Annotated in this window: 29 protein-coding genes; 12 read left to right on the top strand and 17 right to left on the bottom strand. The window is 65.3% G+C overall.

All coding sequences use genetic code 11. The features are described from left to right. The first annotated feature begins 23 nt into the window (after nucleotides 1-23). The 3 genes from OIK40_RS03370 (at nucleotide 24) to rpsI (ending at nucleotide 1,953) form a co-directional block, all read left to right on the top strand. On the top strand, nucleotides 24-758 hold the full coding sequence (locus tag OIK40_RS03370; protein WP_273676225.1) for a hypothetical protein: 735 nt from the start codon (nucleotides 24-26) through the stop codon (nucleotides 756-758). Between the two features lie 200 nt (nucleotides 759-958). Next, on the top strand, nucleotides 959-1,438 hold the full coding sequence (gene rplM / locus OIK40_RS03375; protein ID WP_273676227.1) for a 50S ribosomal protein L13: 480 nt from the start codon (nucleotides 959-961) through the stop codon (nucleotides 1,436-1,438). Next, on the top strand, nucleotides 1,438-1,953 hold the full coding sequence (rpsI, locus tag OIK40_RS03380) for a 30S ribosomal protein S9 (protein WP_273676229.1): 516 nt from the start codon (nucleotides 1,438-1,440) through the stop codon (nucleotides 1,951-1,953). The genes rplM and rpsI overlap by 1 nt, the downstream gene beginning before the upstream one ends. 81 nt (nucleotides 1,954-2,034) lie before the next feature. Here rpsI and OIK40_RS03385 read toward each other — a convergent pair whose 3' ends face one another. The 3 genes from OIK40_RS03385 to OIK40_RS03395 form a co-directional block, all read right to left on the bottom strand. Continuing rightward, nucleotides 2,035-2,232, bottom strand: coding sequence for a hypothetical protein (locus tag OIK40_RS03385; RefSeq protein ID WP_273676231.1), 198 nt, complete (start codon nucleotides 2,230-2,232; stop codon nucleotides 2,035-2,037). Between the two features lie 143 nt (nucleotides 2,233-2,375). After that, nucleotides 2,376-3,131, bottom strand: coding sequence for a metallophosphoesterase family protein (locus tag OIK40_RS03390; protein ID WP_273676233.1), 756 nt, complete (start codon nucleotides 3,129-3,131; stop codon nucleotides 2,376-2,378). Between the two features lie 7 nt (nucleotides 3,132-3,138). Then, a complete protein-coding gene (locus OIK40_RS03395; protein WP_273676235.1) occupies nucleotides 3,139-3,465 on the bottom strand; it encodes a hypothetical protein in 327 nt (108 codons plus the stop codon). A gap of 174 nt (nucleotides 3,466-3,639) precedes the next feature. Between OIK40_RS03395 and OIK40_RS03400 the strand changes: the two genes are divergently transcribed. Beyond that, nucleotides 3,640-3,948 carry a UrcA family protein gene (locus OIK40_RS03400; protein WP_273676237.1) on the top strand — a complete coding sequence of 103 codons (309 nt, stop codon included), beginning with the start codon at nucleotides 3,640-3,642 and terminating at the stop codon, nucleotides 3,946-3,948. 132 nt (nucleotides 3,949-4,080) lie between these two features. Here OIK40_RS03400 and OIK40_RS03405 read toward each other — a convergent pair whose 3' ends face one another. From OIK40_RS03405 to fumC, 3 genes are all read right to left on the bottom strand, one after another. Then, nucleotides 4,081-4,836, bottom strand: coding sequence for a LytR/AlgR family response regulator transcription factor (locus OIK40_RS03405; protein ID WP_273676239.1), 756 nt, complete (start codon nucleotides 4,834-4,836; stop codon nucleotides 4,081-4,083). Beyond that, complete coding sequence (locus OIK40_RS03410) at nucleotides 4,829-6,049, bottom strand: histidine kinase (RefSeq protein ID WP_374211776.1); 1,221 nt, start codon at nucleotides 6,047-6,049, stop codon at nucleotides 4,829-4,831. Before OIK40_RS03410 ends, OIK40_RS03405 begins: the two co-directional genes overlap by 8 nt. A 146-nt stretch (nucleotides 6,050-6,195) precedes the next feature. Continuing rightward, entirely contained in the window at nucleotides 6,196-7,602 is a 1,407-nt protein-coding gene (gene fumC, locus OIK40_RS03415; protein WP_273676613.1) for a class II fumarate hydratase, read from the bottom strand. Between the two features lie 215 nt (nucleotides 7,603-7,817). Between fumC and OIK40_RS03420 the strand changes: the two genes are divergently transcribed. From OIK40_RS03420 to OIK40_RS03440, 5 genes are read left to right on the top strand one after another with little or no spacing between them, the layout of a single operon-like run. After that, nucleotides 7,818-8,429 (top strand): protein-L-isoaspartate O-methyltransferase family protein, encoded by a 612-nt coding sequence (locus OIK40_RS03420; RefSeq protein ID WP_273676241.1) that lies wholly within the window; start codon nucleotides 7,818-7,820, stop codon nucleotides 8,427-8,429. Then, complete coding sequence (locus OIK40_RS03425; protein WP_273676614.1) at nucleotides 8,429-9,904, top strand: TolC family outer membrane protein; 1,476 nt, start codon at nucleotides 8,429-8,431, stop codon at nucleotides 9,902-9,904. The genes OIK40_RS03420 and OIK40_RS03425 overlap by 1 nt, the downstream gene beginning before the upstream one ends. Nucleotides 9,905-9,946: 42 nt before the next feature. Continuing rightward, nucleotides 9,947-10,450, top strand: coding sequence for a DUF2497 domain-containing protein (locus tag OIK40_RS03430; protein ID WP_273676242.1), 504 nt, complete (start codon nucleotides 9,947-9,949; stop codon nucleotides 10,448-10,450). A 52-nt stretch (nucleotides 10,451-10,502) separates the two neighbouring features. Beyond that, nucleotides 10,503-12,689 carry a dipeptidyl-peptidase 5 gene (locus OIK40_RS03435; RefSeq protein ID WP_273676243.1) on the top strand — a complete coding sequence of 729 codons (2,187 nt, stop codon included), beginning with the start codon at nucleotides 10,503-10,505 and terminating at the stop codon, nucleotides 12,687-12,689. After that, entirely contained in the window at nucleotides 12,686-13,099 is a 414-nt protein-coding gene (locus OIK40_RS03440) for a (2Fe-2S) ferredoxin domain-containing protein (RefSeq protein ID WP_273676245.1), read from the top strand. Before OIK40_RS03435 ends, OIK40_RS03440 begins: the two co-directional genes overlap by 4 nt. Here OIK40_RS03440 and OIK40_RS03445 read toward each other — a convergent pair. Next, on the bottom strand, nucleotides 13,096-13,407 hold the full coding sequence (locus tag OIK40_RS03445) for a hypothetical protein (RefSeq protein ID WP_273676247.1): 312 nt from the start codon (nucleotides 13,405-13,407) through the stop codon (nucleotides 13,096-13,098). The two genes, OIK40_RS03440 and OIK40_RS03445, sit on opposite strands and share 4 nt — an antisense overlap. 149 nt (nucleotides 13,408-13,556) lie before the next feature. Between OIK40_RS03445 and OIK40_RS03450 the strand changes: the two genes are divergently transcribed. From OIK40_RS03450 to xth, 3 genes are read left to right on the top strand one after another with little or no spacing between them, the layout of a single operon-like run. Continuing rightward, nucleotides 13,557-13,988, top strand: a complete 432-nt coding sequence (locus OIK40_RS03450) for a CBS domain-containing protein (RefSeq protein ID WP_273676249.1) — start codon at nucleotides 13,557-13,559, stop codon at nucleotides 13,986-13,988. A 39-nt stretch (nucleotides 13,989-14,027) separates the two neighbouring features. After that, nucleotides 14,028-14,360 carry a HesB/IscA family protein gene (locus tag OIK40_RS03455; RefSeq protein WP_273676251.1) on the top strand — a complete coding sequence of 111 codons (333 nt, stop codon included), beginning with the start codon at nucleotides 14,028-14,030 and terminating at the stop codon, nucleotides 14,358-14,360. 38 nt (nucleotides 14,361-14,398) lie between these two features. Then, complete coding sequence (xth, locus tag OIK40_RS03460; protein ID WP_273676253.1) at nucleotides 14,399-15,190, top strand: exodeoxyribonuclease III; 792 nt, start codon at nucleotides 14,399-14,401, stop codon at nucleotides 15,188-15,190. Nucleotides 15,191-15,286: 96 nt separating this feature from the next. Here xth and OIK40_RS03465 read toward each other — a convergent pair whose 3' ends face one another. The 10 genes from OIK40_RS03465 to OIK40_RS03510 all read right to left on the bottom strand — a co-directional run bounded on the left by OIK40_RS03465 (nucleotide 15,287) and on the right by OIK40_RS03510 (nucleotide 21,855). Next, complete coding sequence (locus OIK40_RS03465) at nucleotides 15,287-15,964, bottom strand: cell wall hydrolase (protein ID WP_273676255.1); 678 nt, start codon at nucleotides 15,962-15,964, stop codon at nucleotides 15,287-15,289. 191 nt (nucleotides 15,965-16,155) lie between these two features. Beyond that, nucleotides 16,156-16,497 carry a DUF1491 family protein gene (locus tag OIK40_RS03470; protein ID WP_273676257.1) on the bottom strand — a complete coding sequence of 114 codons (342 nt, stop codon included), beginning with the start codon at nucleotides 16,495-16,497 and terminating at the stop codon, nucleotides 16,156-16,158. Next, entirely contained in the window at nucleotides 16,494-16,970 is a 477-nt protein-coding gene (locus tag OIK40_RS03475; protein WP_273676259.1) for a PaaI family thioesterase, read from the bottom strand. The genes OIK40_RS03470 and OIK40_RS03475 overlap by 4 nt, the downstream gene beginning before the upstream one ends. Nucleotides 16,971-16,991: 21 nt before the next feature. Continuing rightward, complete coding sequence (locus OIK40_RS03480) at nucleotides 16,992-17,453, bottom strand: PTS sugar transporter subunit IIA (protein ID WP_273676261.1); 462 nt, start codon at nucleotides 17,451-17,453, stop codon at nucleotides 16,992-16,994. 172 nt (nucleotides 17,454-17,625) lie between these two features. After that, nucleotides 17,626-18,192, bottom strand: coding sequence for a ribosome hibernation-promoting factor, HPF/YfiA family (hpf, locus tag OIK40_RS03485; protein WP_273676263.1), 567 nt, complete (start codon nucleotides 18,190-18,192; stop codon nucleotides 17,626-17,628). A gap of 56 nt (nucleotides 18,193-18,248) precedes the next feature. After that, nucleotides 18,249-18,941 carry a DNA polymerase III subunit epsilon gene (gene dnaQ, locus OIK40_RS03490; RefSeq protein ID WP_374211777.1) on the bottom strand — a complete coding sequence of 231 codons (693 nt, stop codon included), beginning with the start codon at nucleotides 18,939-18,941 and terminating at the stop codon, nucleotides 18,249-18,251. A gap of 49 nt (nucleotides 18,942-18,990) precedes the next feature. Then, nucleotides 18,991-19,575, bottom strand: coding sequence for a dephospho-CoA kinase (gene coaE / locus OIK40_RS03495; protein WP_273676267.1), 585 nt, complete (start codon nucleotides 19,573-19,575; stop codon nucleotides 18,991-18,993). Continuing rightward, on the bottom strand, nucleotides 19,572-20,429 hold the full coding sequence (gene aroE / locus OIK40_RS03500; protein WP_273676269.1) for a shikimate dehydrogenase: 858 nt from the start codon (nucleotides 20,427-20,429) through the stop codon (nucleotides 19,572-19,574). The genes coaE and aroE overlap by 4 nt, the downstream gene beginning before the upstream one ends. Further along, complete coding sequence (locus tag OIK40_RS03505) at nucleotides 20,426-21,013, bottom strand: Maf family nucleotide pyrophosphatase (RefSeq protein WP_273676271.1); 588 nt, start codon at nucleotides 21,011-21,013, stop codon at nucleotides 20,426-20,428. Before OIK40_RS03505 ends, aroE begins: the two co-directional genes overlap by 4 nt. Beyond that, a complete protein-coding gene (locus tag OIK40_RS03510; RefSeq protein ID WP_273676273.1) occupies nucleotides 21,010-21,855 on the bottom strand; it encodes a pyruvate, water dikinase regulatory protein in 846 nt (281 codons plus the stop codon). Before OIK40_RS03510 ends, OIK40_RS03505 begins: the two co-directional genes overlap by 4 nt. Between the last annotated feature and the right edge of the window lie 106 nt (nucleotides 21,856-21,961).

The raw sequence follows: 21,961 nt of genomic DNA on the forward strand, positions 1-21,961 counted from the left end.
GCCGCATATTGGGGGGAGATTGCATGGTCGGGAGCACCCGCCGGACCCTTTTGGCCGGTCTGATCGGAGCGGGCTTCGCAAGCGGGTTGATCGCGCGTCCGGCAGCCCTGCTGGCAGCCTTGCCCGCGCTGCGTCTGCCCAAAGGCGCGATGCGGCTCGAGCGCGAACTGGTGCGCTCGCTTGGCGGCGGGCAGGCAGTGACCGTGCGGCGCAGCTGGGACATCGGCTTCGCACAGCAGGCGCGCGGGATCGTGGTGTCGGGAGCCCAGGTTGCGGTCGCCGTCGATGCACCGGAGAACCTCGCCGCGCTCGCCCGGATCGAGGAGCAGCGTGACACCGCGGCGATGTTCCCGATCATGCTGTCCGACAGCGGCCGGATTCTGGCTGGCGGCAAAGGCGAGGCTCCGGCTGACGATCTCGCCGCAGCCATGCGTGCGGCAGAACGCATGATCGCCGCGAGACCCCAGTCCGAAGCCCGTCGCAACGACATTCGCCGCTATCTTGCCGAACTGCACCGCACCGGTTCGGGCCTGTTCGAAACCCTGCCCGCCGATCTGTTCTATCCTTCCGGCGAGGCGGTGGAGGAGGTCGAAAGCGTCGCGCTGCCCGATGGCCTCACCGGCGAATTCGCCCTCAGCTGGCGCGCGCGGGCGGTGCCGGATGCAGGCTGGCTGGCCGAAGGCGAACGCGCGATCACCACGCGCATCGAAGGGCTCGAACGCCGCTCGCAAGAAGTGTGGCGCCTGCGCTCCGCATGAACGCCACAGGCCATACGGTATTATTTTACCGTATGCGGAAACGGCGCTTTTGCTTGACTTTCGCGGGGTGAAACGACATTTGCGCGCCCACTTGCCCGTCCGGTCGGCTGATCGGCAGGCGATTCTCCGGCAGCGGCAGCGTTGCATTCACAACGATGCGGTGGGCCGGACACCCGTTTCGAACCAAGGACACCACAGCCATGAAGGCGCTCAGCAAGCAGACCCGGTCGATCAAGCCGGCCGAGGTCGAAAAGAAGTGGCACATCATCGATGCCGATGGCCTCGTCGTCGGCCGTCTCGCCGCGATCGTCGCCAACATCCTGCGCGGCAAGCACAAGCCGAGCTACACCCCGCACGTTGATTGCGGCGATCACGTGATCGTCATCAACGTCGACAAGGTGCAGTTCACCGGCAAGAAGATGGGCGACAAGGTCTATTACAAGCACACCGGCCACCCCGGCGGCATCAAGGAAACCACCCCGGCGAAGGTGCTGGGCGGCCGTTTCCCCGAGCGTGTGATGGAAAAGGCCGTTGAACGCATGATTCCGCGCGGCCCCCTCGGCCGTCAGCAGATGAAGGCGCTGCACCTCTATGCCGGCACCGAGCACCCGCATGACGGCCAGCAGCCGCAGGTGCTCGACGTCGCTTCCATGAATCGCAAGAACAAGGTCACCGCATAATGGCTGACGAAACCACCACCGTGTCCGATCTCGCCGATCTCAAGGACATCGCCGGCGACGCCCCGCAGGGTGACGCTGCCGAAATCGCCCGCGTTTCCGCGCCGCTGCGCCAGCAGGAGCTGGACAAGCAGGGCCGCGCCTACGCCACCGGCCGCCGCAAGGACGCCGTTGCCCGCGTATGGGTCAAGCCCGGCACCGGCAAGATCACGATCAATGGTCGCGATCAGGAAACCTATTTCGCGCGTCCGACCCTGCGTCTGATCATCAACCAGCCGTTCGGCATCACCGATCGTTCGGGCCAGTACGACGTGGTCGCAACTGTGCGCGGCGGCGGTCTGTCGGGTCAGGCCGGTGCGGTTAAGCACGGCATCGCGCAGGCGCTGACCAAGTACGAGCCCGAGCTGCGCAGCACCGTCAAGGCGGCCGGCTTCCTCACCCGCGACAGCCGCGTGGTCGAGCGTAAGAAGTACGGCAAGGCCAAGGCCCGCCGCAGCTTCCAGTTCTCGAAGCGCTAAGACGTTTCGCCACCCAATACATCAAGGGCGGCCCCCGGAAGGGAGCCGCCCTTTTTTGTTTGTCGGCAGCGCCGGCAATCGTCAGCGATTGAGCAGCATCAGCCCCCAGGCAAGACCGGTGCCCGAAAGGAATACCGGCCAAGACCAGTAGATCTTGGCATCGGCAATCGCGAGCAGCTGAATGGCGAGCGGACCGGCGCTGGTACCCTGCGATCCGATCACAATGCCGATCGTCGCCGACAGTATCGCGCCGAGCGTGATTGCCTTCAACAAATCCATCCTCGTACCTCCGGACCAAGAGAGTGTAGCGAAAAGGGGTGGCGAAACAGGCAAGGCCGGAACCGCCGTCCTTGCGCCGCAATTCCACCAATAAAGTCTTAAGATCGATATTCTGGAAAAGGTTAAGGCCGGGGCGGGTAAAGTTACGCTGCCACGCCCGCGCCAACCAGTCGCAGCGTGCTTTCGATCACACCGCCCGGCGCGCAGGTGATGGTCCGCCACGATGCCGGCGCGCCGTGGCGCAGGCGGGTGGACAATGTCCCCGCGCCAATCATCCGCATCGCATGTCCGCCGCGGGATCGCACCTCGTCGAAGGGCACATGGACATGGCCGGAAAGCACCGCGTGCGCACCGGCAGCAGCAATCGCTTCAAAGGCTGCGTCCCCGCCGATGGTCGGGTTCTCGCCATCATCGCGGGGCCCCAACAGCGGGTGGTGGGCAAGCACCACAATCGTCCGCGGATCGCCCTTCAGCGCCTCCAGCCGGGCCAGCGTCTCGGCCAGCGCGGGGGGGCGGATCACGCCGTCTGACCACGGAATCCGGCGCTGGATCGGCACCGTGGTGCGCAGGGGCACAAACACCACGTCGGGCGATTCGAAGCCATTGCCCACCGCTGCGCTCAGCCGGTTGTAACGCCGGAACGGATCGGTGAAGCGTTCCCACGGATTGTAATAGGGCATGTCGTGATTGCCCGGTTCCAGCACCACCGGCACGCCGAGCGAGGCGAACCATTCACGCGCGCGCGCATATTCGGAATGCTTGGCCCGCTGCGTGAGATCGCCGGTGCAGATCACTGCATCGGGACGCTCTTCGGCCACGGCGCGGGCCACGGCGTCGAGCGCGGTGCGATCCTCCACACCGAAATGCACGTCGCTGATATGGAACAGACGGGTCGTCATGGCCGGATCAGATCTTTCCCCCGAGGATGAGCCAAGCCGCTACCCCGTTGAACAGGCTATAGGCAAGATAGGCCCACACAAACCCCGGCCAGCCGTTGACCGACAGCAGCAGGGCGAAGAACAGCACCGCAAATTCGGTCACCAGCGAAGCCCGCTGCCCAAGCTTGCGGCTCGCCCGCGGAAGCCGCGCCAGCAAGGGGTGGCCGCTATCGAACACAGCCCGGTTGAGCGCGAAATTCACCACGCCTGCAACAAAGATCACGATTGTCGACCATCCCATTGCCGCCACTATGGCGATGCGCCGGTCGATTGGAAACCGCCATTTGTCGGCCATTGCGATGCATCCGTCCGGATGCTGCCGCGCCGGTCGAGCGGGCAGCAGGGGTTGATCGACATCCGGCTGAAGCCGCTCGCGAATCCCCCTATTCCTTAATTCGGCAGAACGCCTGGCAACCCCCGGATCGGCACCCCCGCCCGATCACAGGCAGCCTGCCGATGGAGGATGACCATGAAGACTTTTGCAATCGCAGCCGCCGTGCTCGGCCTGGCCTGCACCACCACCCCCGCCTTTGCCGGCGAGCGCGAGAAGATGTCGCTGGAAGTCGAACTCAGCGACATCAACCTTGGCACCGCATCGGGCCAGAAGCTGCTCGACCAGCGGATCGAGCGTGCGGTGCGCACCGTTTGCCGCGTGACCGACGTGAAGACCGGCACCCGGATCATAAACAGGGATGCCCGCGCCTGCCTCGCCAAAGCCCGTGCCGATGCGCGCGAGCAAGTCGCGGCGCTCACCGGAGACAAGCAGCGCGGCGGCTGAACCACGCAGCTTTACCCTGCGCCCGTCCCCGCGGTGCAGCGGATGCGGCCCGAACCCTCTCAGTCCCTTGGGTTCGGGCCGTTTTTTTGTGTTTGAAGGTACAGGATAAGCGGCGGCGCAAGGGCCCTCGGATCAGCGTCCGGCCATCGCCTTCACACGGGCGAGATAGGTGCGGCCGATGCGCAGCGCCTCGCCGTTCTGAAGCTCCACCGACCAGACGCCAAGCCCGTCGTGCCGCAGCCCGCGGATATTGTCGCGCCGCAGAATGGTGGAACGGTGGATGCGGATGAATTCTTCCGGATCAAGCCGCGCCTCAAGCCCTGCGATGGTCTGCAACAGCAGGTAGGATCGCGCGGCATCCTCGCCGCCGACATGCAGGCGCACGTAATCGCGCTCGGCATCAATCTGGTGCACTTCGCTCACCGCGATGCGCAGCAGTTCGGACCGGTGCGGCACCCACAATTCGTCGAGATAGCGGCTCGACGTCTGACGGCGCTGCCCACGGCGTGCCAGCGCGCGTTCGATCGCGCGTTCCAGCCGGTCGGCGGCGACGGGCTTGAGGACATAGTCGACCGCCTCGCAATCGAAGGCCTCGACCGCAAAATGATCATGCGCTGTGACGAAGATCACCACCGGCGCCTGTTCCTGTTCCGCCAGCTTGCGCGCCACGCCCAGCCCGTCGAGCTCGGGCATGGTCATGTCGAGCAACACCAGATCGGGTTCGAGCTTTTCCGCGAGCCGCAAGGCGGCGGCGCCGTCGCTGGCGGTGCCGACCACCCGAACGCTGGGGATCTCGGCGCAGATCACCTGCACGCGTTCGACCGCGAGCGGTTCGTCATCGACGATCAGGGTGCGAAGGGCGGTGGATTCGGTCTGGGTCTCAGTCATGGCGGGTCGCTGATCGGGTAAGGGGAATGCGGATTTCGGTGCGGTATCCGCCCGGCACCGGGGCCGAGGTGAAGCCGATATCGGGGCCGAAGCGCGCCTCCAGCCGATCACGCACATTGGCAAGGCCGATGCCGAAACCATGATGCGCGCCCTGCGGCACCCCGGGGCCATTATCGCTTACGGTGATCACCAGCCGATCGAACTCCTCGCGCGCGGCGAGCGTCACGGTGACCGTGCGCGCCACCGCAGAGATCGCGTATTTGACCGAATTTTCCACCAGCGGTTGCAGGATCATGCCCGGCACCCGCGCCTCTTCGAGATCGGCGGGTAGATCGAACACGCAGACCAGCCGCTTGGGAAAGCGCACCGCCTCGATATCGAGATAGAGCTTCTGCAGATCGAACTCGTCCCTCAGCGCGACGTCGGCGGTCGGCTCGTTGGCGAGGCTGTGGCGATAGAAGCGGCTGATCGTCTGGATCATCCGCTCGGCCCGGTCGGCCTTGCCGGTCATCACCAGCGCGGACAGCGAATTGAGCGTGTTGAACAGGAAATGCGGGTTCACCTGGTAACGCAAGCTGCGCAGCTCGGCGGCCTTGGCGGCAGAGCGGAACTGCTGTTCGCGCCGTTCCGCCGCACGCGCCTGATAGCCTGCCAGCAGCGCGAAATAGGTCGAGGCCCATGCCAGCAGCAGGAAGTACCGCCCGAGCGCCACGTCGAGCAGCTTGCGCCAGAAATCGGCATAGGTTTCCGCCGGCGCGATGATCACGCTTTCGGATTCGACCACTTCGTCATCGAGTGTTTCGGTATTCCCGCCCGAGGGGCTGAACCGCCGCACGGGGACATCGACCAGAAGATTGCCGGATTCGTCGCGCCGCAGGTTGAGATTATACTTCTCGGCATAGGCCTTTTCCTGCGCCTGCTGGATATCCTCGAAGGTCCACTGGTTGACCTGCCCGATCGCCAGCGCAACCGGCATGGCAAAGGCGATCGCTGCGGCGATCTTGGTCCAGAGCGGGCGCGAATCGAACAGCCGCAGCAACAGCCACAGCACCATGGTCAGCCCCACACCGACGGCCGTCACCAGCAGGCGGCGCCAGGCCATTTCGAATTGCAGCCCGAAATCCATCACCAGGCTGCGCAGGGTCGTGAGCGCGAAATAGGTCGCCCACAGCACCAGCATGGATACCAGCACAGTGCGGAAAGGCACGGTCACACCGGAGCCTTGCGGGGCTGGGTCGCGGGAAATCATGGTCGCCATTATGGCGGACAGCGATAACGCCCCGGCAGCACGAATGCTACCGGGGCGGGCGCTTGTCGTCGGGCAGGGTCAGGCCTTGGTCGAAACGCAGAACGATCCGGTCATCCCCGCGGCTTGATCATGTCAGCCGGCACCACCCATTGCGCGAACTGTTCTTCGGTCAGCAGGCGCAGCGCCAGCGCGGCCTCCTTGAGCGTCGTCCCTTCGGCATGGGCCTTCTTGGCGATCTTGGCCGCATTGTCGTAACCGATATGCGGGTTGAGCGCGGTCACCAGCATCAGGCTTTCATTCAGCAGCTGTGTGATGCGGGTCTGGTTGGCCTCAATCCCGACCACGCAATTATCGGTGAAGGCGTGGCTGGCATCGCCCAGCAGCTTCATCGACTGCAAGACGTTGTAGATGATCACCGGCTTGAACACGTTGAGTTCGAGGTGGCCATGCGATCCGGCGACAGTGACGGCCACGTTGTTGCCCATCACCTGCGCGCAGACCATCGTCATCGCCTCGCACTGGGTCGGGTTGACCTTGCCCGGCATGATCGAGGAGCCCGGCTCATTGGCGGGGAGCGACAGCTCGCCGAGGCCGGAGCGCGGACCGGAGCCGAGCAGGCGGATGTCGTTGGCGATCTTCATCAGGCTGACAGCGAGCGTGTTGAGCGCCCCCGATATCTCGACCATCGCGTCATGCGCGGCCAGTGCCTCGAACTTGTTGGGCGCGGTGACGAAGGCATGGCCGGTCTCGGCCGCGACCTGGCTCGCGAATTCCTCGGCGAAACCGATCTTGGAATTGATGCCCGTGCCAACGGCGGTGCCGCCCTGCGCCAGTTCGAGCACGCGCGGCAGCGCGGCTTCGACGCGGGCGATGCCATATTCGATCTGCTTGGCGTAGCCGGAGAATTCCTGCCCCAGCGTCATCGGAGTCGCATCCTGCAGGTGGGTGCGGCCGATCTTGACGATTCCGGCAAACTCGGTTGCCTTGGCGTCGAGCGCACCGTGGAGTTTCTTCAGCGCCGGAACCAGATGCTCGATCGCCTCGCCCGCCGCAGCGATGTGCATCGCGGTGGGGAAGGTGTCGTTCGACGACTGGCCCATGTTGCAGTGATCATTGGGGTGAACCGGATCCTTGCCGCCCTTCTTGCCGGTCAGGATCTCGTTGGCACGGCTCGCGATCACCTCGTTGGCGTTCATGTTCGACTGGGTGCCCGATCCGGTCTGCCACACCACCAGCGGGAACTGGTCGGCCAGCGTGCCGTCGATCACTTCGCGCGCGGCCTGCACGATCGCCTCGCCCAGCTTGGCATCGAGCACGCCGAGCTTCATGTTGGCCTTGGCCGCCGCCAGCTTCTGGATACCGAGCGCGCGCACCAGCGCAGGCGGCATTTTCTCGCCGCCGATCGGGAAATTGACGATGCTGCGCTGCGTCTGCGCGCCCCAGTGCACGTGCGCCGGAACCGCCACTTCGCCCAGCGAATCGGTCTCGATCCGCACGTCCCCGCCACCAGTCGTCATGTCACTCATCGAAGCCACCTTCACGTAAGTCGAATACAATCCCGCTTGATTGCGCGCTCCCCTAAGCACCGGCGGGCGGCAAGGTCAAAGCCCGAAATGAACCGGTCGCAACCTCGCGGTCGGCAAGGCGCAAAGACCTTGGAACAAGGCGCGGGCGCGTCTAAGGAAGAGTTGACCAGCTGTGTTATGTGTCTAATACAGCTTCCGGAGCAAGCATGACCGAACTTACCATGACCCGTGAAACCCAGAATGACACCCGCACCGCACGCAGGGCAATGATCGACAGCCAGCTGCGCACCAGCGGCGTGAACGAGGAATATGTACTGGCCCGCATGCTGGCCGTCCCGCGCGAGGACTTCCTGCCCGCGGACAAGGCGGTGCAGGCCTATATCGACCGTTCGGTTTCGCTCGGGGCAAGCGGGCACCTCGGCTCGCCGCTGTTCTATGGCAAGCTGCTGCTCGAAGCCGCACCGATGCCGGAAGACCGGGTGCTGGTGGTGGAAGGTGGCACGGGCTATCTGGCCGAACTTCTGCGCCCGCTGGTGGCCGAACTTGCCACGCTCGACGCTACCGATGCCGCAAAAGGCAAGGGCAAGGGCGAATATTCGCTGATCGTGATCGACGGCGCGGTCGAAACCCTGCCCGAAGCGCTCGCCGCGCGGCTGGCCGAAGGCGGCCGGATCGTTTCCGGGCTGCTGCTGCGGCAGGTCACCCGCCTCGCCTCGGGCCGCAAGGTCGGCGCCAAGGTCGCGCTGACTCCGGTCGAGGATCTCGGCATTCCGGTGCTGCACGCCTTCGACGCGCCGAAGGGCTGGACCTTCGCGTGATGCACTCGTCGGCCTCGCTGCGCCGGGTCGCTTCGGCAAGCATTCTGGCGCTCGCGCTCGGCGCATCGCCGGCGCTCGCCGACAACCTGCGCGAGGCACTGGCGAGTGCCTACAACACCAATCCCACGCTCGAAGCGGCGCGTGCCAACCAGCGCGCCACCGATGAAGGCGTGACGATCCAGCGGGCACAAGGCCTGCCTTCGTCCAACATCACCGCCACGCATACCGAATTCATCCGGCAATCGGCCAACTCCTTCACCGCGCCCGAACGCAATCTCGGGGTGACGGCGCAGATGCTGGTGCCGGTTTATTCGGGCGGCGCGATCCGCAACGGGGTGCAGGCGGCCAAGAACCGCGTCGATGCGGGCGCCGCCGATCTGCGCAACACCGAAAGCACCGTGTTCAGCCAAGTCGTCGCCGCCTATATGGACGTGCTGCGGACCGAGGCGCTGGCCGCACTGGCGAACAACAATGTCGCAGTGCTGCGCACCAATCTCGAAGCTACCAGCGACCGTTTCCAGATCGGCGATCTGACCATCACCGACGTTGCCCAGTCGCGCTCGCGCCTCGCGGTGGCGGAGGGCGATCTGCAACAGGCCGAGGCGAACCTGATCGCCGCGCGCGAAGCCTATATCCGCCTCGTCGGCCGCGCGCCCGGCGAACTTGAGGCGCCGCCGCCGCTGCCCGGCCTGCCCGACACCGTGGGCGAAGCCATCGTCAGCGCGCTGGAGAACAATCCGAACCTCGTCGCGGCCAAGGAACGGGCCGAGGCTGCGGGTTATGACACCAAGGTCGCAGGCGCGGGCCGCCTGCCCACCGTGGGGCTGTTCGTCAACGGCCAGTACAGCGACTTTTTCGGCACGCTCGGCGGGCCGGTCGCAGCGCAATTCGTGCAGCGCGAAACCACTGCCAATGCCGGTGTGCGCGTCACGGTTCCGTTGTTTCAAGGGGGGCTTCCCGCCGCGCGTCAGCGTCAGGCCGGTGCGCGCGAAAGCGCCGCGCTGGAAGACGTGATCGCCGCCGAACGCAGCGTCATCGCCGAAACCCGTTCGACCTGGTCCAACTGGCAGGCGGCCAATGCCGTGATCAAAAGCTCGCAGGCCGCCGTGGAAGCGGCAGAGCTCAGCCTCGAAGGGGTACGGGCCGAAAACTCGATCGGCAACCGCACCATCCTCGACGTGCTCAATGCCGAACAGGAACTGGTCAATGCCCGCGCCCAGCTGGTGACCGCACGGCGCAATGCCTATGTTGCCGGGTTCAACCTGCTGGCGCTGATGGGCCGCGCCGAAGCGCGCGATCTCAACCTTGATGACGGCGTGGTGATCTACGATCCCGCAGTCAATTACGAGCGTGTCCACGACAAGATCTGGGACTGGGACCGCGATCCCGGGCCGCAGGCGAAATCGACCAGCACCGTTGACATTCCCGCCCCCGACGCAACAATCGGCCCGCAATTGCTGCCCGGCGAGAAGTGAGTCCCGATTCGGGACAGCGTCCGGCACGTTCAGGGGTTTGAAATGGGGCACGAAGGCGAAGCTTCGGTCGAGGAAATTCTCGAATCGATCAAGAAAGTGATCGCGCGCGACAATCGCGCCGTTGCGCTTGAAGCGCGCCGCCGGCGCGAAGTGGCCGCCGATGAAGCCGATGTTCCGGCCCCGGCGCAGCACAAGGTCCGCGACGAGGACGAAGTGCTCGATCTGGCCGACATGGAATGTCCGCCCGAAACCGAAAGTGAAGCTGCAGCGCTGCCGCTGAACAATGTGCAGGGGATGGCGGATGAAACCCCGCTGATCGCCGACACGGTGCGCAATGCGATGCAGGAAAATCTCGCCGCCCTGGCGATGCTGGCCGAACCGGGCGCCAAGCCGCAGATCGTGCGTTCGGGCGAAACCTCGCTTGAGGGGCTGACCCGCGAATTGCTGCGCCCGATGCTGGCACAATGGCTCGAAGCCAACCTGCCGGGCATGGTCGAAAAGCTGGTGCAGGCCGAAATCGCGCGGATCGTCGGCAAGAAGTCCTGAGCCGCGCGTCTCGCCACTGGCGCAGCGCCTTCCGGCAGGCTAATCCTGCCGCATGCGTTATCCGACTGCTTCCGGCGCCCTGATCGCCGCCGCCCTGATCGCCGCCCTGATCGCCGCTCCGCTCGCCGCCCAGGACGCGGCCGGAACGACTTCTTCCGCAACCACGGCAATCCCCGGTCTCGCCGCCCCGCCGATGAGCGCGCGCGATCTGGTCACCATGCCGCGGCTTGGTGCACCCACAATCAATGCGGCAGGCACGCTGGCGGTCTATGGCGTCACCACCACCGATGCCGCGACCCTGACCCGCAGCACAGCCTTTTACCTGCTCGATCTGACGCAGCCGGGTGCGACGCCGGTGAAGCTAGAACTCGGGTTGAAAGCCTCGGCACCCGCCTTCGGACCCGACGGCGCGCTCTATTTCCTCAGCAGCGAACACCCTGACGACGGCGCCGAAGCACGCAGCCGTGTGTGGCGCGTCACCCTCGGCAAGGATGGTCGCAGCAGTGCGCCGCAGGCGGTGGCGGACATTGCCGGCACCGACATTGCCGGGTTCAAGCTCGCACCCACGGGCAGGGCGATCGCGCTCTGGGCTGCGATACCGCGCGATTGCCCGCGCTTCGGCTGCCCGGACACCACGCCCAAGCATTTGCCGGGGCCGGGTAACGGCCGGCTGTATGACGGCGCCGACGGATTTTACCGCCACTGGGACCGCTGGGCGACACCCGGCATCCCCAACCGCGTGTTCGTGTTCGGGATGGAAAACGGCGAGGCGGTCGGTGACGGCGTGCCGGTTGACGGGACCGACCCCGAAACCGGCCTGATCGGCGACACCCCCACCATGCCCTTCGGCGGGGGCGAGGATATCGCCTGGTCCGCCGATGGAGAGCAGGTCTATTTCGTAGCGCGCAAAGCCGACGGGACCGAGCCGACCTCGACCAATCTCGATATCTACGTGTCCGATCTTTCGGGTGCGGCACCGATCCTTGTCACCGCCGGCAACGCCGCCACCGATACCGCCCCCACGCCTTCGCCCGACGGGCGCTATCTCGCGTGGTTGGCGATGGAGCGGCCGACTTACGAGGCCGACCGGCTATCGGTCCGCCTGCTCGATCTCGCCACGGGCAAGGTCCGCAACCTGACGAAGGACACCGATCTCAGCTTCGGCAGCCTGACTTGGGAAGCCAACGGCAAGAGCCTGATCGCCACCGCGCAGGAAGTGCTCGATACCCCGGCTTTCCGGATCGATCCGGTGAGCGGCAAGGTCACCCGGCTGGATCTGATGGCGGGGAACGAGGCGCATATCGGCAATCTCGCCGCCCTGCCCGGCGGGCGGCTGCTGTTCACGCGGGATTCGGTCGGCGCGCCGTCCGAGCTCTACCTGTCGGACAACATGCGGCAGGCCCGCCCGCTTACCGATGTCGCCACCACCCGCATGGGCGGACTGGCGAACATCGTCACCCGCCGTTTCAGCTTTGCCGGCGCCAATGGCGACACCGTGTGGGGCCAGATTACCCGGCTGGCCGACCAGACCGGGCCGATCCCTGCGATCCTTTATATCCACGGCGGGCCGCAAGGGAGCTTCAACGACAGCTGGTCAAGCCGCTGGAACCCGCGCGTCGTCGCCAGTCAGGGCTATGCGGTGATCTCGGTCGATTTCCACGGCAGCACCGGATACGGACAGGCCTTCACCGACGCGATCAACCGCGACTGGGGCGGTAAACCGCTGGAAGACCTGCAGAAAGGCCTTGCCGCCGCGCTTGCGCTCGACAGCCAGATCGACGGCGAGCGCGCCTGCGCCATGGGTGCGAGTTATGGCGGCTACATGGTCAACTGGATCGCCGGACAATGGCCGGAGCGGTTCGATTGCATCGTGCAGCACGACGGCATTTTCGACATGCGCAGCATGTATTATTCGACCGAGGAATTGTGGTTCCCGCGCTGGGATTTCGGCGGCTCCTACAGCGAGGCGCGCGAGACTTACGAAAAATGGAACCCGGCGAACCACGTCGACAAGTGGCAGACGCCGATGCTGGTGGTGACGGGCGAGCTCGATTTCCGCGTGCCCTACACGCAGGGCCTGCAAAGCTTCACCGCGCTGCAGGAACGGGGCATCCCGTCGCAATTGCTGGTGTTTCCGGATGAAAACCACTGGGTGCTGGGCGCGAAGAACTCGCTGCAATGGCATAATACCGTGTTCGCGTGGCTCGATCGCTGGCTGAAGGCCGAGCAGCCGGAATGAGCCGGCAGGAGCTTCTGTCCGCGCAAACCTCGCTCGCCAAGCATTACGGCGATCCGGCGAAGGGCACCGCGATCGCGCGGCACATCATGCTGTGCGCGGTTTCGGACAAGCAGAAATGCTGTTCGCGCGAGGCGGGGGAGGAAAGCTGGGCCTTCCTCAAATCGCGGCTGAAGGAACTAGGGCTGGTCGGCCCGCGACGCGGCGAGGACAGCAAGCGCGGGCCGGGTGGCGGCGTGCAACGCAGCAAGGCCGATTGCCTGCAGATCTGCGCGGCAGGGCCCGTCGCGGTCGTGTGGCCGGACGGGGTCTGGTATCATTCGTGCTCGCCCAAGGTGCTTGAGCGGATCATTCAGGAACATCTGGTGGGCGGCGTACCGGTCACAGATTACCGACTCACGCCTCCGGCCTAATCCTCGGGCGGGCTCCACAGCTCGTCGCGGCCGGGCATGCGATTATCGACCGATTCGTCGTGCCCCGTCCCGTTGGACAGAAAAGCCAGCCCCATTAACCCGCCGCCGAGCAGCATGGTGAGGCTGATGCCCAGTGCCACAGCGATGTAGAAATGCACCGAAATCATACCGTTGGAGGCAAACAGCAGCCCCATGGCCAGCGCCACCACCAACGCGGTGACCGCCAGCAGTAATTTCATGATCCGGCGATAACGCGCCCAGGCGTGGGCGGCATTCACAGGATCGTCGAGCGGGGATTTGCGAGCCATTGGCGCGACATGGCCCCCGCGCGGGCGCTTTGCAACGCGCAAAGCACGCAACCTTTGGTTCGCGCCATGCATAGATCGCTACGAGCGGATTCGCTTTTTCACCGCAGGCATGGCATTTTCCTTCCCTGACGAGAGAGAGGAAGACGGCCATGAACATTGCCAGCATCATCGCCAAGCGCGATCCGTCCGACATCATCGGCTGCGACGTGACGACTCCGGTGGCCGAGGCAGTGCAGATCCTCGCCGGAAAGCGTATCGGCGCCCTGCCGGTGCTGCGCGACGGGCGGGTGGTCGGCATCGTTTCGGAACGCGACATCGTCTACCGGCTGGCCGATCGCGGCGGGGCCTGCCTCGACTTGCCGGTCGAACAGATCATGACGTCGCCCGCCGTCACGGTAGAACCTTCCACCACCGTCGACGAGGCGCTGGCCATGATGACCCGCCGCCGCTTCCGCCACTTCCCGGTGGTCGCGGACGGCACGCTGGTGGCCTTCATCTCGATCGGCGATCTGGTGAAGCACAAAATCGACGAGGTCGAGCACGAGGCCGAGGCGCTGCGCAACTATATTCAGGCGGTCTGACCGCTTGAGGAACGCGGCCGCGCGCACTAGATTACACCCATGAGCCCCGAACCCCTGACTCTCACCCCCGCCGCCGCCCGGCGGATCGCGCTAATCGCCGAAAAGCAGGCGCGCGCGCCCATTCTCCGCCTTGCGGTCGAAGGGGGCGGGTGTTCGGGTTTCCAGTACAAGTTCGACCTCGCCGATGCGCCCGAGGGCGACGACATGGTGAGTGAAACCGACGGTGTGCGGCTGGTGGTCGATCCGGTGAGCCTTGATCTGATCGCGGGCAGCACGGTCGATTTCGTCGAATCCCTCGGCGGCGCGGCCTTCAAGGTCGAAAACCCGCAAGCCGCCGCCGGTTGCGGTTGCGGGGCCAGTTTCGGGATTTGAATTAGACCCGGGCTGCGCTTTGAGGCATCAGGGCGCGCATGAAAATCGCCACCTTCAACATCAACGGCATCAAGGCGCGCCTGCCGCGGCTGATCGAATGGCTCGAGGAAACGCGCCCCGCGGTCGCGTGTCTGCAGGAAATCAAATCGCAGGACGACGGCTTCCCCGTCGCCGATTTCGAAGCAATCGGCTATACCGCGATCTGGCATGGGCAGAAGGCCTTCAACGGCGTCGCAATCCTCGCCGACAAACGCGCAGGGTATGAAATCGCCGAGGTGCGGCGCGGGTTGGGGATCGACGGGCTGAAGGATGGCGAGGGCGAACAGGCACGCTATCTCGAAGCCGATGTGAACGGCGTGCGCATCGCCTGTCTCTACCTGCCCAACGGCAATCCGCATCCCGGGCCGAAGTTCGATTACAAGCTGGCATGGATGGAACGCCTGCGCGAACGCATGGCGGAAATCTGGGCCGAGGAAGTGCCCGCGGTGGTGCTGGGCGATTTCAACGTCATTCCCGAAGATGACGACGTCTGGTCGGTCAAGGCGATGGCCGACGACGCGCTGATGCAGCCCGAATCCCGCGCCGCTTATGCGCGGTTCCTCAATGACGGGTGGACCGACGCGCTGCGCACCCACAATCCGCGCGGCGGGGTGTGGACGTACTGGGATTACCAGGCCGGCGCGTGGCAGCGCGACCACGGCTTCCGCATCGATCACATCCTGCTGTCGCCCGAATGCGCCGACCGGCTGGAAAGCGCGGGCGTCGACAAGGCGCATCGCGGGCGCGAAAAGGCCAGCGACCACGCGCCTGTCTGGGTCAGGTTGCGCTAGACCGTCACCCCTGCGCAGGCAGGGGCCTATCCGGCCTCTGCTGTCCAAGCTGCAACCCGTGATTGATCCCTGCCTGCGCGGGGATGACGGATGACTTCAGCGATAAAAAATATGCGTGTCGATTTGCGCCAGACGCGTCTTGCGCAGGCTCCAGCCGGGGCGGACATATTTGGCGTGGAAGAACACTGCCTCGCCCGCTTCGGATTCCCACAGGCCCTGATGCGCGATTTCGGCGATCGCCACCGCGCGCGACCATGCGGGCGTGCCGGTGCGGATATTCGGCATGCGGGTGCCGCGCATGAAGGAGAACTGGCCCTTCTGGCGCACAACGCCGCAATAGCTGCCGGGGAAGCGCGTGTCTTCGCTGCGGTTGATGATCACCTGCGCCACGGCAAGCTGCCCGGCGAGCGGTTCGCCGCGCGCTTCGAAATAGACCGCGCCGGCAAGGCAGCGCATTTCTTCGCTCAGCGGCGTGTCGGTATCGACCATGCCGACCAGTTCGCGCAGTGATCCGGCTTCGGTCAGCACGGTGGCGTCGGGCGCTTCAGGCGCCTCGGGAAGCGGCTGCACCACTTCGGCGGAAATGAAGATGGGGGTTTCGGGAACCAGCTCCGCCACCGGGGCCGCATCGGCCTCACCGGACAGGGTAAGCTGGTCATTGGCCTGCGCATCCGCGCTTTGGGCCAGAACCGCGGCGCCATCGACGCCGGGCAGGGTAATGGTTGCGATCGCCGCAGCGGCGAGGGCAAGCATCGAGACGGTCTTGCGACTCATGTACTCTACTATTCGGGCGGTGAGCGCGCTCCGACGCAGGCGGAAACCCGTTGCGATTGTGTTCGCGAAGAGAGGGGGGTTCAAAAAGCCTACCGGCGGCTCCCCGTCTGCGTGCTGCTCGAACGGCCGGATTGCCGCCCGTCAGCCTGCGCCAGGAAGTGCGCGGGCCCATAACCAAACGGGCTGGCAGGTCAAGTTAACGCGTCGATTTGCGCGACGAAGCGTTCCGGATCGTCGATATCCACCTCGATCAGCCAGATATCCGGGTCCTGACGCCGCCGCCGCGCCAGATATTCGGAAAATTCCTGTTTATTTTCAGGGTTTTCTTCTTTGGATGAAACAAAGCTGCGTGATCCGTCGAGCTGGGGCATCCTTTCGTAAAGTCTTGCCGCTTCACCACGACACGTGGTTACCAGCAGGATCGTCCCGGCGTCGCGTTCGCCCTTGGCCAGCACGGTGCCAAAGCCGCCCTGCGATTCGGCAAGGCGCAGAATCGCCCCGACTTCGAGATGCGCGGGAAGCCGCGTGCTCACGCGCCGGCCGTGTAGCCCGGCAGGCTGGAAAGCGGGATGCGCGAGCGCATGAAGGTGCCCGTGCCGCGCCCGATTTCCTCGCCTTCCTCATCGACCAGCCGCGCCTCGGCCACGAACACCCGGCGCTTGCCCGATACCCAGCGGCCCTCTGCGACGACAGTTCCGCTGCGCACCGGTTTGGTGAAGTGGAGGTTGAAGCTGGTGGTCAGCAGGAAACGATCGGTCGCCAGCGTATTGGCCGCATAGAAGGCCGCATCGTCGAGCATCTTGAAATAGATCGTCCCGTGGGCCGCGCCGGCGGCGTGGTAATCCTCGGGCGTGACAGTGAAGATCAGCCGCGACAGACCCTCGCCCGGGATGTGCAGCTGCGATGCAAACTTGGCGTTGACCGGCGCAGAGGCATAGAGCCGCTCCAACGCGCGGTAATGGCCTTCGGCCCCGATGGCGGGGTTTGCGTGTTCCTCTCCGGTCATTGTCTTTTTGCAGGCCGCGCGTCAGGCGGCATCCCGTTCGAACTGTCGGGTAAGCAGTGCATAGGCCGCTTCGGCGTTCGGGGCATCGGCAAGCATCTGCAACTTCGCCTCGTCACGGGTCAGGCGCGATATCGCAGCCAGCGCGTGCAGGTGCGTCGCGCCGGCATTCTCGGGCGAGACCAGCGCGCAAACCAGCGTCACGGGGCGCGAATCCGCGGCGGCGAAATCGATCGGCTGCTCCAGCCGGATCAGCGCCAGCGACGGACGCCGCACATCCTTGCTGCGGCAATGCGGGATCGCGACCCCGCGGCCGAACCCGGTGCTGCCGAGCGCCTCGCGCGCTTCCAGATTCTCCAGCACCTCGTGCCGGTCGAGCCCGTAGGCATCGGCGAGCAATTGCGCCGCTGCGACCAGCACCCCGGACTTGCTGTCGATCTTGTCGAACAGAATCGCCTGCGGAGAGAGTGCGAGGTTTACGTCCATTTTTCTGCGAGTCCCGATTGAAAAACCAGCGAACAGAGCAAATCCCGTCCGGCAGGGTTTCGATCAAACCCTGTGGCGGGGGCTATGGCCCCTCCTGCTGTTGCCGTGTGAATCCGTTGCCAGTGACAACCGCCATTGGGGCGGGCCTCCCGTCACACTTCAGGCGCGGATCCTATCGCGGTTCGACCCATCCGATCGAACCATCGGCGCGCCGATAAACCATATTATGCCGTCCGGTGCCAGCATTTTTGAAGAACAGCGCGGTCGTGTGGCGCAGGTCCATCAGCATCACCGCGTCGGCGACGCTGGCCGTGGGGATATCGACGCGGGTTTCGGCGATCACCAGCGGGGCATCGGCGGTGACTTCCTGTTCCTCGTCCTCCTCGATAGCGAAGATGGTATAGGCGGCCTCTTCCTCGCCGCGGGCATGATCGGCCTGTTCGTGACGGTCGTTCAGGCGGCGCTTGTAGCGGCGCAACTGCTTGTCGATCTTGGCTGCCGCATCGTCGAGCGCGATGTGCGCATCCTGCGCGGAACCCTGCGCCTTGAGGATCAGGCCCTGCATCACATGGGTAACAATGTCGCAGGTAAAGGCCCCGGCGGGCGCCTTGCCGAAGGTCACATGACTGGACAGCGCATTGTCGAAATATTTCTCGACCACCGCGCCCAAACGGTCGGCGGCGTGTTCCTGCAGAGCCGCCCCGGTATCAACCTGATGGCCCGAAATCCGAATATCCATGTCATTGCCCTCCGTCCAAGATGAGGATCCCGTTATGCGTGCGGCGCGCCGACCCCTCAGCGCGCCCAGATGGCGTTTTCGATCCCCGCGACAAATTCGCGGTGACGTTCCAGTTCCTCGGGCGAGGCGGCGTGCGGTCGCGGCGGGCGCGCCACCCGGCCCGCAGCCGGTGCGGCGGCGATTGTCGCGGTTTCGACCACCGTGAGGCTTTCCGCCTCGGCCAGACCAAGCCCGATCTGCCGCCCGCCGGTAAGTTCGACATAGACCTGCGCCAGCAGTTCGGCATCAAGCAGCGCGCCGTGCTTCACACGGTGGCTGCGATCGATCCCGTATCGCGTGCACAGCGCATCGAGCGAGTTCTTCGCGCCCGGATGCTTCTTGCGGGCAAGGGCGACGGTATCGACCATCCGCTCCATATCGATCGCTGCCCGGCCGATCCGTTCAAGCTCGTTATTCAGGAAGCCGAAGTCGAACCCGGCATTATGCGCCACCAGCGGTGCATCGCCCAGAAATTCGAGCAATTCGTCCGCCACCTCAGCAAAGCGCGGCTTGGTGGCAAGGAATGCGGCGCTGAGGCCGTGCACCCGCTCGGCCTCTACCGGCATATCGCGTTCGGGATTGAAATAGGCGTGGAAGGTGCGGCCTGTCTCGACCCGGCCGATCATTTCGACACAGCCGATTTCCACCATGCGATCCCCGGTCTTGGGGTCGAGCCCGGTGGTTTCGGTGTCGAAGATCACTTCCCGCATTTGCCGCACTATCCTCCCGGAATGGCCCGCTGGCAAGAGGCCCCGGCCATCAAAGTGACGCGACCAGCGCCAGCACTTCGCGGCGGGTTTCCTCCAGCGAGGTGCCGGTGTCGATAACATGATCGGCGCGTTCGCGTTTTTCCGAATCGTGCAGTTGCAGGCCGTAGATGTGCTCGAACTTCTGCTCCGTCATGCCGGGCCGGGCGAGCACGCGGGCGCGCTGTACATCTTCGGGCGCGGAGACGACCACGATGGTGTCCACCGCCTCGTGCCCGCCGCGTTCGAACAGCAGCGGAATGTCGAACACCACCGCGCGTTTATCGGCGTGTTCTTTGAGGAAAGCGGCGCGTTTCGCGGCGACGGCGGGGTGGACGATCGCCTCGAGTCGCGCCAGCGCCGCCTTGTCGGCAAACACCTGATGGCCGAGCCGGTCGCGGTCGACACCCTCGGGCCCGGTCGATCCGGGGAAGGCAGCTTCGATTGCGGGGACAAGCTCGCCGCCCGGCCCCTGCATGCGGCGCACTTCGGCATCGGCGTCGAACACGGGGATACCGGCTTCGGCAAACATCGCTGCGACGGTCGATTTGCCCATGCCGATGGAGCCGGTGAGGCCGATGATTTTCGGCTTGCTCATCGCGTCAGGATCTCCCTGAGTTCGGCATCATGTTCGCGCGGCGGAGGTGCGTCGAAGAATTTCTCGAAAGCGACCGCCGCCTGCCCGATCAGCATCGAAAGCCCGTCGATGGTGCGGTGGCCTTTGGCGCGAGCGTCCTTAAGGAACGCGGTGTCGAGCGGGGCGGTGACGATGTCATAGGCGATGGAGCCCGGGGGTGCATGGCTCCAGTCGAAGGGCAGCGGGGGTTGGCCTTGCATGCCGAGGCTGGAGGCGTTGATGACGAGATCACAGCACCCTTCGCGGTCGTCGAAGGCAAAATCGGTCGGGTCGGCGAAATGGGCGATATCGATCGCGTGGTGCTCGCCCCTGGGTGCCAATTCATCGAGCAGCGCGCGCGCCTTGGCCGGATCGCGTCCGGCAACCACCAGCGTGAAGTTGTGCGAGGCGAGCGCCGCGATGATCGCCCGCGCCGCGCCACCGGTGCCGATGATGCGTGCCATGCGGAAGTAGTGGGTCTGCGCCAGCTCTGCCGCGAGCGGTTCGAGGAAACCTGCCGCATCGGTGTTGGTGCCGGCGAACACGGAATCTCCCGACGGGATGATCGTGTTGACCGCCCCGATCGCGTCGCCAGGTGGATCGATCCGGTCGATCAGCGCCATCACCGCCTGCTTGTGCGGCATGGTGACATTGCACCCACGCCACAGCGGGTCTGCACGGCGGGCGGCAAGGTAATCCGCCAGTTCCGCAGGCCGCACGTGGCAGGCGCGATATTCGGCTGCGATTCCCAGCTTTTTCAGCCAGAAATTATGGATCGCCGGAGACTTCGACTGCGCGATGGGATCACCGATCACCTCGGCATAGGGGCGCGTCATGCCAGCAGCACCCCTTCCTCGCGCAGTGCGCCGAGCAGGGGGAGCAGCGGCATGCCGAGCACGGTGAACTGGTCGCCCTCGATCGCCTCGAATAGCTGCACCCCCAGCCCCTCAATCCGGAAAGCACCGACGGCGTGGCCGATCTCGGGCCATTCGAGGTCGAGATAATGGGCGATGAAATCCTCCGACAGATCGCGCACATGCAGCCGGGCGATGCTGGCATGGCTCCATTGGCAGCCGCCGTCTTTGACCAGCGCCGCGGCGGAGTGCAATTCCATCACCTGGCCGGAGAAGAACCGCAGGTGCTCCCCCGCCTCATCGCGGCTGCGGGGCTTGTCGAACCGCCGCCCGCCCGCGACCACCAGCGAATCCGAACCCAGCACCAGCGCGCCCGGATGCGCCGCTGCCACTGCTGCCGCCTTCGCCACCGCCAGCGCCTCTGCCACCTCAGCAGGGGCAGCACCGGCCAACCCCGCCTCGACCGCGCGTTCATCGATATCGGCGGGAATGCTCCGGTAAGCCACACCCGCAGCATCGAGCATTGCCCGGCGCGAGGCGGACTTGCTGGCAAGGATCAGAGTCATATCGGCTTTCCCGTCCCGCCCTCGCTCGCGGGCTTGCGGTCGCGTTCCTGCGCCAGCCGGATGATCGCCGCCGCGGTCTCCTCGATCGATCGGCGGGTGACGTCGATCACCGGCCAGCCATTATCGGCATACATCCGCCGTGCGAATTGCAGCTCGGCCTTCACCCGGTCGCTATCGACATAGGCAGTCTCGGTCGCCTCGTTCAGCGACAGCAAGCGGTTGCGGCGGATCTGCACCAACCGTTCGGGCGAGGTGGTAAGGCCCACCACCAGTGGATGGCGCAGGCCGAACAGCGCGGGCGGCGGGGGGCTTTCCACCACCAGCGGGATGTTGGCGGTCTTGTAGCCGCGATTGGCGAGGTAGATCGACGTCGGCGTCTTGGACGATCGCGACACGCCGACCAGCACGATATCGGCCTGCTCCCATTCCTCGTAACCGATGCCGTCGTCATGGGCGATGGTGTACTGGATCGCATCGACGCGGCGGAAATAGTCCGCGTCCATCATGTGCTGGCGGCCCGGACGCCCGTGCGCTTCCTGCCCAAGCTGGGCTTCGAGCGCGGCGGTCACCTGATCGAGCACCGGCACGGCGGGCAGGCCGAGATGGCGGCAATGTTCCTCCAGCCGCTTGCGGGTTTCAGGATTGACGAGGGTGTAGAGCACCAGCCCGGGATGCGCGGCAAGATCGGGGACGATCCGGTCAAGGTGCTGGAGCGAGCGGACCATCGGCCAGAAATGGCGGCTGACATCGGGATCGTCGAACTGCGCGAGCGCCGCCTTGGCGATCATTTCCAGCGTTTCGCCGGTCGAATCCGATACCAGGTGCAGGTTGAGTCGGTTCATGCGGGCGCGGCTCGGGTTCGGGCTGTGGACAGATGGGGGCATAAACCACGGGAGCAATTGCCGGACAAGCTGCGGAGCAATTTTCCTACCCGCTACCGGCCTTTTC

The sequence above is a fragment of the Erythrobacter fulvus genome (assembly GCF_028595285.1).
GTDB lineage: Bacteria > Pseudomonadota > Alphaproteobacteria > Sphingomonadales > Sphingomonadaceae > Erythrobacter > Erythrobacter fulvus.

Bases quoted from the DNA above. Each gene is read 5' to 3' on its own strand.
- OIK40_RS03370 (WP_273676225.1), top strand. From the start codon at position 24: ATGGTCGGGAGCACCCGCCGGACCCTTTTGGCCGGTCTGATCGGAGCG.
- rplM (WP_273676227.1), top strand. From the start codon at position 959: ATGAAGGCGCTCAGCAAGCAGACCCGGTCGATCAAGCCGGCCGAGGTC.
- rpsI (WP_273676229.1), top strand. From the start codon at position 1,438: ATGGCTGACGAAACCACCACCGTGTCCGATCTCGCCGATCTCAAGGAC.
- OIK40_RS03385 (WP_273676231.1), bottom strand. From the start codon at position 2,232: ATGGATTTGTTGAAGGCAATCACGCTCGGCGCGATACTGTCGGCGACG.
- OIK40_RS03390 (WP_273676233.1), bottom strand. From the start codon at position 3,131: ATGACGACCCGTCTGTTCCATATCAGCGACGTGCATTTCGGTGTGGAG.
- OIK40_RS03395 (WP_273676235.1), bottom strand. From the start codon at position 3,465: ATGGCCGACAAATGGCGGTTTCCAATCGACCGGCGCATCGCCATAGTG.
- OIK40_RS03400 (WP_273676237.1), top strand. From the start codon at position 3,640: ATGAAGACTTTTGCAATCGCAGCCGCCGTGCTCGGCCTGGCCTGCACC.
- OIK40_RS03405 (WP_273676239.1), bottom strand. From the start codon at position 4,836: ATGACTGAGACCCAGACCGAATCCACCGCCCTTCGCACCCTGATCGTC.
- fumC (WP_273676613.1), bottom strand. From the start codon at position 7,602: ATGACGACTGGTGGCGGGGACGTGCGGATCGAGACCGATTCGCTGGGC.
- OIK40_RS03420 (WP_273676241.1), top strand. From the start codon at position 7,818: ATGACCGAACTTACCATGACCCGTGAAACCCAGAATGACACCCGCACC.
- OIK40_RS03425 (WP_273676614.1), top strand. From the start codon at position 8,429: ATGCACTCGTCGGCCTCGCTGCGCCGGGTCGCTTCGGCAAGCATTCTG.
- OIK40_RS03430 (WP_273676242.1), top strand. From the start codon at position 9,947: ATGGGGCACGAAGGCGAAGCTTCGGTCGAGGAAATTCTCGAATCGATC.
- OIK40_RS03435 (WP_273676243.1), top strand. From the start codon at position 10,503: ATGCGTTATCCGACTGCTTCCGGCGCCCTGATCGCCGCCGCCCTGATC.
- OIK40_RS03440 (WP_273676245.1), top strand. From the start codon at position 12,686: ATGAGCCGGCAGGAGCTTCTGTCCGCGCAAACCTCGCTCGCCAAGCAT.
- OIK40_RS03445 (WP_273676247.1), bottom strand. From the start codon at position 13,407: ATGGCTCGCAAATCCCCGCTCGACGATCCTGTGAATGCCGCCCACGCC.
- OIK40_RS03450 (WP_273676249.1), top strand. From the start codon at position 13,557: ATGAACATTGCCAGCATCATCGCCAAGCGCGATCCGTCCGACATCATC.
- OIK40_RS03455 (WP_273676251.1), top strand. From the start codon at position 14,028: ATGAGCCCCGAACCCCTGACTCTCACCCCCGCCGCCGCCCGGCGGATC.
- xth (WP_273676253.1), top strand. From the start codon at position 14,399: ATGAAAATCGCCACCTTCAACATCAACGGCATCAAGGCGCGCCTGCCG.
- OIK40_RS03465 (WP_273676255.1), bottom strand. From the start codon at position 15,964: ATGAGTCGCAAGACCGTCTCGATGCTTGCCCTCGCCGCTGCGGCGATC.
- OIK40_RS03475 (WP_273676259.1), bottom strand. From the start codon at position 16,970: ATGACCGGAGAGGAACACGCAAACCCCGCCATCGGGGCCGAAGGCCAT.
- OIK40_RS03480 (WP_273676261.1), bottom strand. From the start codon at position 17,453: ATGGACGTAAACCTCGCACTCTCTCCGCAGGCGATTCTGTTCGACAAG.
- hpf (WP_273676263.1), bottom strand. From the start codon at position 18,192: ATGGATATTCGGATTTCGGGCCATCAGGTTGATACCGGGGCGGCTCTG.
- dnaQ (WP_374211777.1), bottom strand. From the start codon at position 18,941: ATGCGGGAAGTGATCTTCGACACCGAAACCACCGGGCTCGACCCCAAG.
- coaE (WP_273676267.1), bottom strand. From the start codon at position 19,575: ATGAGCAAGCCGAAAATCATCGGCCTCACCGGCTCCATCGGCATGGGC.
- aroE (WP_273676269.1), bottom strand. From the start codon at position 20,429: ATGACGCGCCCCTATGCCGAGGTGATCGGTGATCCCATCGCGCAGTCG.
- OIK40_RS03505 (WP_273676271.1), bottom strand. From the start codon at position 21,013: ATGACTCTGATCCTTGCCAGCAAGTCCGCCTCGCGCCGGGCAATGCTC.
- OIK40_RS03510 (WP_273676273.1), bottom strand. From the start codon at position 21,855: ATGAACCGACTCAACCTGCACCTGGTATCGGATTCGACCGGCGAAACG.